Genomic DNA, 13,449 nt, shown 5'->3' on the forward strand with positions numbered 1-13,449 from the left:
ATCGCAAGGAGTCAGGCCTGTGATACCAAGATGGCCGGTGCCCAGCGGGCACCGATCCGTACAGCGCAGACGGGCCGCGGCCGTCGCCGCGACCGCTCTCGCGGCAGCGCTCGCCGCAGCGTTCGTCCAGCCCCTCGCCGCGCGCGCAGCGGCCCCGCCCGCACCCCCGTCGGACGCGGCACTGGCCAAGGCGCCCGCCCGCAACGACCTGACCCGCGAGCAGTTCTACTTCGTCCTGCCGGACCGTTTCGCCAACGGCGACACGTCGAACGACAAGGGCGGCCTCACGGGCTCCCGCCTCGAAACCGGCTACGACCCCACCGACAAGGGCTTCTATCAGGGCGGCGACCTCAAGGGCCTGACGAAGAAGCTCGACTACATCAAGGACCTCGGCACCACGGCCATCTGGATGGCGCCGATCTTCAAGAACCAGCCCGTGCAGGGCACCGGCCAGGACGCCTCGGCCGGCTACCACGGGTACTGGATCACCGACTTCACGCAGGTCGACCCGCACTTCGGCACGAACGCGGACCTCGAGAAGCTCATCGACAAGGCCCACGACAAGGGCATGAAGGTCTTCTTCGACGTCATCACCAACCACACGGCCGACGTCGTCGACTACGAGGAGAAGTCCTACTCGTACCTCTCCAAGGGCGCCTTCCCCTATCTGACGAAGGACGGCGAGCCCTTCGACGACGCCGATTACGCGGACGGGACCAGCGACTTCCCGTCCGTCGGGACCGGCTCCTTCCCGCGCACGCCCGTCGTGCCCGCCGCGAAGAAGAACGTCAAGGTGCCGTCGTGGCTCAACGACTCGTCGATGTACCACAACCGCGGAGACTCGACCTTCGCCGGTGAGAACTCCACCTACGGCGATTTCGGCGGCCTCGACGACCTGTGGACCGAGCGTCCCGAGGTCGTCAGCGGTATGGAGAAGATCTACCAGCGGTGGGTCAGGGACTACGACATCGACGGCTTCCGGATCGACACGGTGAAGCACGTCAACACGGAGTTCTGGACCCACTGGGCCACTGCCCTCGACAAGTACGCCGCTCAGCAGGGGCGTGACGACTTCTTCATGTTCGGCGAGGTGTACTCGGCGGACACGTCGATCACCTCCCCGTACGTCACCGAGGGACGTCTGGACTCCACGCTGGACTTCCCCTTCCAGGACGCGGCACGGGCGTACGCCTCCCAGGGCGGCAGCGCCGAGCGGCTGGCCTCGGTCTTCGGGGACGACTACAAGTACACGACCGACAGGGCCAACGCGTACGAGCAGGTCACCTTCCTCGGCAACCACGACATGGGCCGCATCGGCACCTTCCTCAAGCAGGACAACCCGAACGCGTCCGATGCCGAGCTGGTGAAGAAGGACAGACTCGCGAACGAGCTGATGTTCCTCGGTCGCGGCAACCCGGTCGTCTACTACGGCGACGAGCAGGGCTTCACCGGGGCGGGCGGTGACAAGGACGCCCGCCAGACCATGTTCGCCTCGAAGACGGCCGACTACCTGGACGACGACGAGCTGGGCACCGACCGCACGCACGCCGAGGACGCGTACGACACAAGTGCACCGCTCTACAAGCAGATCAGTGCTCTCGCGAAGCTCCGCAAGGCCAACCCGGCCCTCGCGGACGGCGTGCAGACCGAGCGGTACGCGGCCGACGGCGCCGGCGTCTACGCCTTCTCCCGCACGGACGCGAAGACCGGCATCGAGTACGTCGTCGCCGTGAACAACGCCGACAAGGCGAAGGAGGCGACCTTCGCGACCGGTTCGGCGGGCATGACGTTCCGCGGGATCTACGGGACGGACGGCACGGGAGACGGGGGCGAGTCCCTCAGGAGCGGTTCCGACAAGAAGGTCACCGTCACCGTCCCGGCCGGTTCCTCGGTCGTGTTCAAGGCCGCGGGCAGGCTCGCACCGCCCGCCATCAAGCCGACTCTCACGCTGAAGGCACCCGCCGAAGGCGCCACCGGAACCGTCGAGATCTCCGCGGATGTGGACGGCGGACAGCTCAACCGCGTCGTCTTCGCCGCCCAGGTCGGCAACGGCGAGTGGAAGACGCTCGGCTCCGCCGACCACGCCCCGTACAAGGTCACCCAGGTCGTCGGCAAGGACGTACCGGCCGGAACCGCCGTGCGCTACAAGGCGGTTGTGATCGACTCCGCCGGACGCACGGCGAGTACGACGGCCGCCTCCACCACCGGCACCCCGCCCGCCGAGGAGGTCCCGAGCGCCTCCTCGCGCGAGTACGCGGTCGTCCACTACAAGCGCGAGGCCGGCGACTACGCGGACTGGCGGCTGTACGCCTGGGGCGACATCGCCGACGGCGAGGCGACCACCTGGCCGGAGGGCCACGACTTCGTCGGCCGGGACGCCTACGGCGCCTTCGCCTACGTGAAGCTGAAGCCGGGCGCCTCGAACGTGGGCTTCCTCGTCATCGACAAGGACGGCAACAAGGACGTCTCCGCCGACCGCACGATCGACGTCACCAAGACGGGCGAGATCTGGGTCGAGCAGGGCAAGGAGGCCGTACGGACCGAGCGGCCGGCCGCCGACTACCCGGCGCCGGACAAGACCAAGGCCGTACTGCACTACCAGCGCGCCGACGGGAACTACGACGGCTGGGGTCTGCACACCTGGACCGGTGCCGCCGACCCCACGGACTGGTCGAAGCCCCTGGAGCCGGTGAAGACTGACGCGTATGGCGCTGTCTTCGAGGTGCCGCTCACCGAGGGTGCCACCAGCCTCAGTTACATCATCCACAAGGGCGACGAGAAGGACCTGCCCGCCGACCAGTCGCTCGACCTCACGGCGAACGGCCATGAGGTGTGGCTGTTGAGCGGCCAGGAGAAGTACCTCCTTCCGCAGCCCGCGGGCAGCGCCGCCGCGCTCGACCTGACCACCTCCAAGGCGGTCTGGATCGACCGGAACACGGTCGCCTGGAACGGCAACGAGGCTGCCGCATCGACCCAGTTGCTCTACTCGCGCGACGGATCCATCAAGGTGAAGGACGGCGCACTCACGAGCGACGACGAGCGCTGGCTGCGGCTCGACAAGGCCACGCTCACCGACGCCCAGAAGGCGAAGTTCCCGCACCTCAAGGACTACCAGGCCTGGTCCGTCGACCCGCGCGACCGCGACCGGGTGCGCCAGGCGCTGCGGGGTCAGCTCGTCACCTCCCAACGGGCGGCCAACGGTGCGGTGTTGGCGGCGACAGGAGTACAGATCGCGGGAGTGCTCGACGACGTGTACGGCGGCGCCACGAAGGCGGACCTCGGGCCCACGTTCGACAAGGGACGGCCGACGCTCTCCGTGTGGGCGCCCACCGCACAGGACGTGAAGCTGGAGATCGGCGACAAGGACGCGCCGACGAGGACCGTCTCGATGAAGCGGGACAACGCCACCGGCGTCTGGTCCGTGTCCGGCCCCAAGTCCTGGCAGAACAAGGCCTATCGGTACGTCGTGCAGGTGTGGGCCCCAAGCGTCCGCGAGGTCGTCACCAACAAGGTCACCGACCCCTACTCGGTCGCCCTCACCGCGGACTCCGAGCGCAGCCTCGTTGTCGACCTGGGCGACAAGTCCCTTGCTCCGAGCGGCTGGTCGGGCCTGCGGAAGCCCGAGGCCGTACCGCTGAAGGACGCGCAGATCCAGGAGCTGCACATCCGGGACTTCTCCGTCGACGACAAGACGGTCCCGGCGAAGGAAAAGGGCACCTACCTCGCCTTCACCGACAAGGACAGCGCGGGCTCCAAGCACCTCAAGAAGCTTGCCGAGTCCGGGACTTCGTACGTCCATCTCCTGCCCGCCTTCGACATCGCCACCATCCCGGAGAAGAAGGCGGACCAGGCGACCGTCGACTGCGACCTCTCCTCCTACGCCGCCGACTCCGAGAAACAGCAGGAGTGCGTGGCGAAGGCGGCCGCGAAGGACGCGTACAACTGGGGCTACGACCCGTACCACTACACGGTGCCGGAGGGCTCGTACGCCACCGACCCCGACGGGACGGACCGCACGGTCGAGTTCCGGAAGATGGTCAAGTCGCTCAACGAGGACGGTCTGCGGGTCGTCATGGACGTGGTCTACAACCACACCACCGCGAGCGGCCAGGCCGGCACGAGCGTGCTCGACAAGGTGGTCCCCGGCTACTACCAGCGGCTCCTCGCCGACGGCAGTGTCGCCACCTCCACCTGCTGTGCCAACACGGCGCCCGAGAACGCCATGATGGGCAAGCTGGTGGTCGACTCGATCGTCACCTGGGCCAGGGAGTACAAGGTCGACGGCTTCCGCTTCGACCTGATGGGCCACCACCCGAAGGCCAACATCCTGGCGGTCAGGAAGGCCCTCGACGCGCTCACCCCCGCCAAGGACGGCGTCGACGGCAAGAAGATCATCCTCTACGGGGAGGGCTGGAACTTCGGCGAGATCGCGGACGACGCCCGTTTCGTCCAGGCCACCCAGAAGAACATGGCCGGAACCGGCATTGCCACCTTCTCCGACCGGGCCCGTGACGCCGTGCGCGGCGGCGGTCCCTTCGACGAGGACCCGGGTGTCCAGGGCTTCGCGTCAGGCCTCTACACCGACCCCAACTCCTCGGACGGCAACGGCACTTCGGCCGAGCAGAAGGCCCGCCTCCTGCACTACCAGGACCTGATCAAGGTGGGTCTTTCCGGCAACCTCGCCAAGTACACCTTCACCGACACCGACGGCAAGGAGGTCAAGGGCTCCGAGGTCGACTACAACGGGGCGCCCGCCGGATACGCGGACGCTCCCGGCGACGCCCTCGCGTATGTGGACGCGCACGACAACGAGTCACTGTTCGACGCGCTCGCGTTCAAGCTGCCGAAGGGCACCTCGGCCGCCGACCGGGCCCGGATGCAGGTCCTCGCGATGGGCACGGCCGCGCTCTCGCAGGGCCCGGCGCTGTCCCAGGCGGGCACCGACCTGCTGCGTTCCAAGTCGCTCGACCGCAACTCGTACGACAGCGGCGACTGGTTCAACGCGATCCACTGGGACTGCCGCGACGGCAACGGCTTCGGGCGCGGGCTGCCGATGGCGGCCGACAACGAGTCCAAGTGGCCGTACGCCAAGCCCCTGTTGACCTCCACGGGCCTCAAGGTGGGCTGCTCCCAGATAGAGGGCGCCTCCGCCGCGTACCAGGACCTGCTGAGGATCCGTACGAGCGAGAGCGTCTTCGGGCTCGGCATCGCCGAGCAGGTGCAGTCGAAGCTGTCCTTCCCGCTGTCCGGCAAGGACGAGACCCCCGGGGTGATCACCATGGAACTCGGTGATCTGGTCGTGGTGTTCAACGCGACCCCCGAGCGGCAGGAGCAGCGGATCGCCTCCCTGGCCGGGACGGCGTACGGACTGCACCCGGTGCAGCGGACGGGGGCGGACCCCACCGTCAAGTCCTCTTCGTACGATCCGGAATCGGGCAGTTTCGCCGTTCCGGGGCGGAGCGTGGCCGTATTCACCCGGACCGCCTGACTAGGCATTAATTTGGTGGGGCGGAACCCGAACCCTGTTCCGCCCCACCACCGTGCCCCGGGGGCTGCGCAGATGGACGGCAACGCCAACAGGACGCGCACCACCGTGCTGATCGTCGACGACGTGCCGGCCAGTCGCTACGCGCTGGGGGCCGTGCTGCGCCGCGCCGGTCACCGGGTCGTCCCCGTGGCCACCGCGAGCGAGGCGCTCGTCGAACTCGACGTACGGCTGCGCGCGGGATCCCTGCCCGACGTGGCCCTCATCGACGTAGGCCTGCCGGACATGAGCGGCTTCGAACTGTGCCGCCTGCTCAAGGCGCAGCCGCCCATGTCCACCCTGCCCGTCGTCCACTTCTCCGCCGCCGCCGTGGCACCCGCCGACCGGTGCGAGGGCCTGGAATCCGGCGGCGAGGCGTATCTGACGGTGCCCGCCGAACCCGAGGAGATCCGGGCCGTCGTACGGGCCGCCGTGCGCGCTGCCCGGACGCGCTCCGGCGCCGAGACACTCGTACGCCGGCTGACCCTGCTGTCCGGGATCATCGTCACCGTCCAGGCCGCGCGCAACCTCACGGAACTCGCCGACGCGTCCGCCGAGGGCGCCGCCCGGCTCACCGGCGGCCCGGCCGTCGTCTTCGTCCTCGGCCCGGACGGCGAGTTGTACTACAGCACCTCCAAGGGCCGCAGCGCCTTCGCCGTGCCGGACAGCCACGCACAGGAGGCCGTCGTCCGGCTGATCGGCCAGATCAGCAAGGGGCGCACCGGGGTGTTCCGTACCGTCGTGCCCGCGCACCTGTGGCCCATGGGCTTCTTCCGGCCCGGCGTCCGGGACGACGCCCGCCTGGTGCTCACCCTGACCCAGGACGGCAGGGCACCCGTGTGCTTCGCGACGCCGCTGCGCATACCCCGGCCCGGCGAACCGGATGACGGGGAGCTGGTCGGCCGCCTCGCCCAGGCCACCGCGCTCGCCGCCGAACCCCTGCTGATGTACCAGGTCGAGCGCCACGTGGCACTCACGCTCCAGCACAGCTTCCTGCCCCAGCCGCACCGACTGCCCGACCTCGCAGGCGTCGACGTCGTGGTGCGCTATGTGCCCGCGTCCCGGCAGACCGAGATCGGCGGCGACTTCTACGCCGCGCTGCGCACCGACGACGGGGTGCTCACCGCGGTCGGGGACGTCGTCGGGCACTCGCTGGAGGCGGCCACCGTCATGGTCGAGATGCGCCATGCCCTGCGCGCCTACTGCGTGGAGGAATCCGATCCGGCCGTGCTCGCCGACCGGCTCGACCACATGCTGCAGCGCTACCACCCCGAGGTCACGGCCACCGTCTGCCTGGTCCACGTCGACCCGGCCACCGGGCGCACCCGGATAGCCAACGCGGGCCACATCCCGCCGCTGATCGTCCGCGACTCGGGCAACGCCGAGTACGCCAAGGCCGCCGGGCCGCTGCTCGGCCTCGGCCTCGGTCTGCCCAGGCAGCCGCCCGTGGAACTGTTCCTCGATCCCACGGACCGCCTCCTCATGGTCACCGACGGTCTCATCGAGACCCGCGGCGTCGATCTGGCGGTCTCCATGGAGGAGCTCCGCACGGCCGCGGCCGAGGCGCCGCCCGGGGTGTCCGCCCTGTGCGACACGCTTCTGGAGCGGTTCGGCGGGGCGCCGGAGGACGACATCGCGCTGCTTGCCCTGCGGCTAGGGTGAGGTTTTCGAACTGGAACAGGAGTGCCCGTGCCGCAGATCACCGTTGACTACTCGACGTCCCTCTCCGACGCGTTCGACCGGCAGGGGTTCGCCGTCGCGCTGCACGCCGTGGTGGTGGAGACGGCCGCCGCGAAGATCGAGGCGTGCAAGACGCGGTTCCGGCCCGCGGAGGATGTTGTCGTGGGGACGGAAAGGGCCGGGCATGGGCTCGTCCATGTCACGCTCGCGCTGCTGGCCGGGCGGTCCGACGAGACGAAGCTCCTGTTGACCGAGCGGACGCTTGAGGTGCTGCGGGCGCATGTGAAGCCGGTTGACGGTGTGGCGTTGCATGCGTCCGCGGAGGTGCGGGACCTTGACGCGTCGTACCAGAAGTCCGTGGACTGACGTCCGGGCTACGACGCCAGCGCGACCAGGCGGCCGATCAAGTCCGCGAACGGGCCCTCTGCCGGTTCGTCCGCGAGCATGTGGCGTAGCAGATCGGCCATCTCCGGGTCGTAGGCGGCGCTGACGGCGGCGAGGGCCGCGAAGTCGTGGACGAGTTGGGCCTCCAACTCGGCGCGGGGGATGCGGCGGCCGTCCAGCCAGATGAGGGCGGTCGACTCGGCCAGGGAGATCCAGGAGCGGACGACCAGTTCGAGCCGGGCGGGCGGCCGGTCGATCCGCAGATGAGCCAGGATCTGGAGGTACGCGGCCTGCCGTACGCCCTCGATGAGGGCGTTCGTGTTGGTCGAGCCGACCGCCGGTCCACCGCGCATCAGGGCGGAGAAACCGGGCCCGTGCTCGTCGACGAAGTCGAAGTACCGTCGCATGACCCGCAGTAGCCGCGCGCCCAGCGGGCCTTCCTGAGGTTCGATGAAACGTTCCGCCAGATCGTCCGAGGCGCGCTTCAACGCGGCTTCGTACAGGCTGAGTTTGCCCGGGAAGTAGTGGTAGACCAGCGGGCGCGAGATGCCCGCGGCCGCTGCTATCTCGTCGATGGAGACGTCGTCGGGCGAGCGTCGGCTGAACAGGTCGAGAGCGACGCCGATCAACTGCTGCCGCCGCTCCTCGACACCCATCCTGCGGCGTACCCCGGTTGTCATGCGAACACCTTACCGATCGGATCCGGCCGCGAACGGGTCGGATCCGCGCGGTTGTTTACCCGCGTCAGCGCAGGCCGCCGATCGACCTCCCGTCGGCGAGGGTCCCCTTCAGGCCTGCCTGCGCGCCCTGTTCGGCCCGTACGGCAAGGAGATTGCCCTCGGTGGATCCGTCGACTCCGCCCGTCGCACGGATCGACGAGGTGTCCTTGCTCCCGGCGGCGAGGAGATACCAGTCACCCGTACCGGACTTCCACAGCACGCCCGCCAGGACGTGGGAGTCCTTCGCCCCGCAGGCGGCCACGTTCTGCGCCTTCGCCACGACCGCGCCGTACGGCTGGCCCTGGGCGTGGAACTGGGCCAGCACCCGTGTCCCGCCGCCGCGCCAGGTGTCCGCACGGGTGCACAGCCAGTTCGCGGTGCCGCTCGCGCCGGGCAGCGGCTGCCGGGCGTACTGCCAGGCGTTCACCGCGCGTACGCCCTGCCCGCGGACGGCCGCCAGGGAGCAGGCGAGCGGGGACCAGGTCGCCGCCGACGCCTCGTGGGGCTGCCCAGGGCGGCCCGAGGTGAGGCGGGCCGGGGTCAGCTCACCGAGGTCGGTCGTCAGCCGGGTGCCCGAACGGTCCGTGAGCTCCAGCGCGTTCCACGAGCGGCACTCACCGGTCTGCTGTACGGGGCTGGCGAACGGCTCGGTCACCCCGTCCGCCGACCGGCCGAGACGCGTCGCCCCGGAAGCACCGGAGGCGTCGGACGCGGGTGATGAGCCCGTCGCGGACTTCAGCAGGTCGCGGACTGTCGCCGTACGCACCCACGGTGCCGTCAGATAGCGGACGTTGCCGTCGGCGCGGCCGAGGACCACCGCGTTCGTGTCGGCCCCCGTGGCGCCGTCGACCCGGGCGAAGTCCAGGGCGGCGCCCTGCGTGCCGTCCTTCGGCTCGGCGTAGCGCGCGATGCGCAGTCCGTCGTACAGCAGCACGACCCGGCTCTGGTCGACCTCGCCCGCGTACAGCAGCTGGGGCGGTCCGGGCGGGGCGCCCGCCGGGGTGCCGGGGGTGGCCGAGACCTGCACGGACTCGCCGGGGCGTGCCCAGACGGCGAGCGCCCGGCGCAGCAGTGCCCTGTCACCGGTGAGGGTGCCGCGCGCGGGCCACACGGAGAAGTCGGTGCGCGTGGACGACTGCCAGGCGGCCGCCGGGACGAGCGTCAGCTTGCCGGGATCCAGGGCGGCCTGGGCGGAGGGGTTCTGCGCGTACGGGGGAGCGGCCGCGCCGTCGGGGCCCCAGCCGTCGCCCGGCAGCCCGAGCAGCGCCCCGCACACCGCGACGGCGGCGGCCGCGGCGAGCGCCGCCTTCATGTGCTGGCGGCGGCGCATCAGGTCCGGTGGTCGGGCCTGCAGCGAGCACGGGTCGAACTCGGGGGACGTCAGCAGCCCGTACTTCGCCTCGATCTCGTCGGCCTCGTCAAGCGCGTCGGCCGGGTCCTCCTCGCCCGCCGCGGCCAGCACCCTGAGCACGTCCGCGTCGGCAAGGCGCTCCAGACCGCGCAGGACGTAGGCGGCGCGGGCCGGGGCCGACAGGGCCGACAGCCGCTGGTCCAGGGCGAGTTCGTCGGCGCCGCCCGAGCGCGGGAAGAGCCGCAGACCCCACACCTGGGGGAGCAGCGGTGGCAGTTGCGCCCGCTTCGGCCAGGCCCTGAACGTCAGCGGGCGGCCGGCCTCCAGCGCCGTGCGCAGCACGCGGAGGCGTACGTACGCGTATCCGGGATCGGCGTCGCGGCCCTCGGCGGTCTTCTGGGCGGGGAGGACCGAGGCGTCGCCGGACGTCCGGCCGCGGGGCAGCGCGCGCTGGGTGAGGGCGTGCGCGGTGAGCACCCGGCGGTTGCGGCCGAGGCTCGGCGGCAGCACCAGATAGGCGAGCCGGACGAGCCGCGGATAGTGCTCGACGAGCGCGGCCTCGGCCTGCTCGACGTCGACGACCGGTCCGGGGCGGGGGTCCGGGGCGGGGCGCGGGGCGACATCCTGTGACTGCACGTTCAGCAAAACGAGCGAATCCGTGGTTGGTCACCTGGACTGCCCCGAGTCCATGGGGAGTTACCCCTCCGGCTCCACGAGCGCACGGGCGTAGTTCGCCATGGACCGCTGGTAGCGCGGCAGATGAGCGGCCAGGGCGCCCAGGACGAGCGCGAGCCCCTCGCGCTCGCGGCCCAGGCTCGCCAGGCACAGCGCGAGTGTGGCGCGTACGGCGTCGTCCAACTCGTCGGAGGGCGCGACGAGTTCGGGTGTCAGGAGCTTGACGCCCTCCTCCGGCCGGCCCATGTTCCGCAGCGAGCTGGAGAGCTGGATCTTCGCGCGCCGGCCGCGGTAGCCGTCGAGCCCGCGCGCCAGCGCCTCCTGGTACAGCGGCACGGCCCGGTCCGAGTGGCCCGTCGAGTCCCAGGCGCAGGCCCGCTCGAACGGGCCGACCGGGCTGTCGGCGGGCAGCTCGGCGACCAGCGCGTCGATCACCGCGCGGAAGTCGGCCGCCTCCGCCTCGGCGTAGTCGTCGAAGGTGGCCCAGGCGGCCGTCACGCGCTCGTCCCAGTCAGCATCGATGGTCGTCACGGGCCCACCCTCGCACAGGTGTGCCCGCGAACGACATCGGCTTTACGAGCCCGTCGACAGCCCTGTGCCCCGCCCCTGGCCGACAACGGAGGACCACCGATGTGGCGCACGTCACTGTGATGTGTCCGGTGATGCCGTAAACACGGAGGCGATTGAGCGCCGGGCGTGCGGGAGCCGTATCCGAAGGCAGAGCCCTCTACCGGGGCTCTCAACGGCGTGGGCCGGAACCGACCCGGAGGTACGTACGAATGCGTTTGACGAGGAAGAGGCTCGCGGTCGGTACGGCCGGGGCGGTCACGGCACTGCTGGCGGTGACCGGCTGCGGCGGCTCCGAGGACAGCGGGGAGAAGGTCCCCGAGACCGCGAGCGGGAGCCTGGAGCAGATCGCGAGCGAGGCGGGCTGCAAGCCGGACATGCAGACGGACGCGGACACGATCCGGCAGGCCATCTGCAAGAGCACCGACGGCAAGTACATCCTCGCGACCTTCGCCACCGACCGCGGTCAGCGCGAGTGGCTGAACGGGGCGAAGGACTACGGCGGCTACTACCTCGTCGGCCGCAAGTGGGTCGCCGTCGGCGAGCAGAAGACGGTCACGGCACTGCGCGGCCAGCTCGGCGGGACCATGGAGGAAGGGTCCGAGCACATGAATCCCGGTGGCAGTCACAACAGCGGCGGTCACAGCAGCTGACCGCGTCGACCGCGCCGACCGACGGGGTTCGAGGGCATTCGGTCGAAGGCGGACGTCGAAGGCGGACGAAGACATTCGGGGGCAGAAGACATTCGGGGGCAAGCGAAAGCCGGCGGTGGGAAATCCCACCGCCGGCTTTCTCGTGCTTACTGCCTGTTGCTCACTGCCTCTGTGTTACTGGCAGTCCTGACCGCTGTTGATGCAGTCGACCACCTGGTTCATCGTGTTCTCGTCGAAGAAGTTGATGAAGTCGTTGTGGTCGGTGATCGGCTTGTGCAGCTGGTCCGGGAAGGAGTCCACCGCGAAGGCGTTCTGTACCTGCCCGTTCTGGATCTGCGGGGCGTCCACGTCATAGACCAGACGGACCTGCAGCTGGGGGATGGCCTGGAAACCGTTGCCACAGGTGCCGTCCGCCTGGACGAAGGACACGTGCGTGCGGTGGTTGGCCGAGTCGATGTTCTGACCGTCCCAGCAGCTCTGGAAGTTGGTCGTCCGCACCACGGAGCTGCCCTCGGGGCAGATCGGGTACTTGTCCGTCAGCTGACGGTCCTCGAAGCCGGTGCAGCTCCAGTTGGTGTTGGCGTTGGCGAGGCCGTTCACGAAGGACTTGGCGTCACCGGTGATGATGCGAAGGGCCGTGGGCATCGCGACCACGTCGCCCTTCTGGTTGCCCACGAACTTCAGCTGGGCCTCGGCCGGCTGGAGGATGGTGCCGACGTTGCCGTCCTGACCGCCACCGGGGGCGTTCGCGTCGATGTCGTCCTGACCGTCCTGCACGCGCAGTACGGGCCAGAAGTACGAAGACTTGTCACCCTGGTTCTGGCAGGTGGTGTCCGCCGCCGCCAGGTCCTGGTCGCTCGCGAAAGCGTCGTTGTCCTGGTTGCCGACGTAGTCGTGCTGGTGCTGGGCACCGTTGCTGACACCGGGAGCGACGATCACGTTGTCCGAGTTGCGGTTCTCGTTCTCGTTCGTGCCGCAGTTCGTGGTGAACGTGCCCGTCGAACCGGAGTCCCCGTTCGCGGGAAGACCGTTCGGACCGACGCCCTTCGCGCCACCGGTCGGCTGGACCTGGGTGATGTCCTGGAAGTCGTCAGCCGCCGGACCGTTGCCGTCCTGGCCACCGTTGCCCTGGTCCTGACCCTGGTCCTGGCCATTGTCCTGACCCTGGTCCTGACCGTCGCCCTGGTCCTGACCCTGGTCCTGACCGTCGTTCTGGCCCTGACCGTCGCCCTGGCCCTCACCGGCGGCAGGCTGGTCGGCCGGCACGCCCTCACACTCGGCGAGCTGGTCCTGCTGCTGCGGAGCCTTGCCGCCTGAGCGCCGGATGTTGTTGCCGATCCGGTCGATCGTGGCGGTCCGCTTGGACTTCAGCGGACTGAGGATGGCGTTGTTGACGTAGCTGGAGTCCCCCGCCTGGGCCTGGCGCGTGTCGGCGAGGCGCTTGTAGGCCTCGGTGACCTGCTGGTCGAGCTTCGCCAGCTCCTTGTCGACACCGGCGCGTGCCCCCCTCGGCACGTCGGTCAGCTGCTGGCCGACGTCCGGACATTTGATCGTCGCCACTCCGGCGGCCGTCGTCTGCGCGTTCTGCGTCGAGTTCTTGCCCTCGCCCGCAGAAGCGTAGATGTTGGCCGCCAGCAGACCGCCGCCACCCAGCGCGAGAGCCGCCGATGCGGCTATCGCCCGGTTGGCGAGCGTGGAGCGGCGTTTACGGTTTGTGCGTCCCATGGAACTCCTCTGGCTTCCTTGCGGGGGCATTGAGGCGCCCGACAGGAGGTGAAGCGGCTCCGTTCAATACGGAGGGGGCTCCTGAGGTGTTCAGTGGTCCAAGAAATTGGTGAGAGTTCGGTGACGCAATCCCGGCGCAAGGGGCCCAGAAGCCCCTGAAACAACGGCAGT

General features: G+C 69.8%; 8 protein-coding genes. 4 read left to right on the forward strand and 4 right to left on the reverse strand.

From position 1 onward, the window contains the following. The first annotated feature begins 19 nt into the window (after nt 1-19). The 3 genes from pulA (at nt 20) to ACZ5VQ_RS40850 (ending at nt 7,570) form a co-directional block, all read left to right on the forward strand. Nucleotides 20-5,488 (forward strand): pullulanase-type alpha-1,6-glucosidase, encoded by a 5,469-nt coding sequence (gene pulA, locus ACZ5VQ_RS40840; protein WP_469109423.1) that lies wholly within the window; start codon nt 20-22, stop codon nt 5,486-5,488. Between the two features lie 72 nt (nt 5,489-5,560). After that, nucleotides 5,561-7,186: a SpoIIE family protein phosphatase gene (locus ACZ5VQ_RS40845; RefSeq protein ID WP_469109424.1), complete on the forward strand. Its 1,626-nt coding sequence runs from the start codon at nt 5,561-5,563 to the stop codon at nt 7,184-7,186. Nucleotides 7,187-7,213: 27 nt separating this feature from the next. Further along, on the forward strand, nt 7,214-7,570 hold the full coding sequence (locus ACZ5VQ_RS40850) for a 5-carboxymethyl-2-hydroxymuconate Delta-isomerase (RefSeq protein ID WP_469109425.1): 357 nt from the start codon (nt 7,214-7,216) through the stop codon (nt 7,568-7,570). 8 nt (nt 7,571-7,578) lie between these two features. Here ACZ5VQ_RS40850 and ACZ5VQ_RS40855 read toward each other — a convergent pair whose 3' ends face one another. From ACZ5VQ_RS40855 to ACZ5VQ_RS40865, 3 genes are all read right to left on the reverse strand, one after another. Continuing rightward, the gene (locus ACZ5VQ_RS40855; RefSeq protein WP_469109426.1) at nt 7,579-8,268 is read right to left on the reverse strand and encodes a TetR/AcrR family transcriptional regulator; all 690 of its coding nucleotides are present in this window, start codon (nt 8,266-8,268) and stop codon (nt 7,579-7,581) included. Between the two features lie 64 nt (nt 8,269-8,332). Continuing rightward, on the reverse strand, nt 8,333-10,294 hold the full coding sequence (locus tag ACZ5VQ_RS40860; RefSeq protein ID WP_469109427.1) for a hypothetical protein: 1,962 nt from the start codon (nt 10,292-10,294) through the stop codon (nt 8,333-8,335). Nucleotides 10,295-10,354: 60 nt separating this feature from the next. Next, nucleotides 10,355-10,864, reverse strand: coding sequence for a tetratricopeptide repeat protein (locus ACZ5VQ_RS40865; RefSeq protein WP_469109428.1), 510 nt, complete (start codon nt 10,862-10,864; stop codon nt 10,355-10,357). A gap of 248 nt (nt 10,865-11,112) precedes the next feature. Here ACZ5VQ_RS40865 and ACZ5VQ_RS40870 point away from each other — a divergent pair, with 248 nt between their 5' ends. Continuing rightward, the gene (locus tag ACZ5VQ_RS40870) at nt 11,113-11,553 is read left to right on the forward strand and encodes a hypothetical protein (protein WP_469109429.1); all 441 of its coding nucleotides are present in this window, start codon (nt 11,113-11,115) and stop codon (nt 11,551-11,553) included. A gap of 174 nt (nt 11,554-11,727) precedes the next feature. Here ACZ5VQ_RS40870 and ACZ5VQ_RS40875 read toward each other — a convergent pair whose 3' ends face one another. Further along, nucleotides 11,728-13,278, reverse strand: coding sequence for a DUF1996 domain-containing protein (locus ACZ5VQ_RS40875; RefSeq protein ID WP_469109430.1), 1,551 nt, complete (start codon nt 13,276-13,278; stop codon nt 11,728-11,730). Nucleotides 13,279-13,449: the final 171 nt, after the last annotated feature.

The organism is Streptomyces sp. NPDC033178 (genome assembly GCF_055577685.1).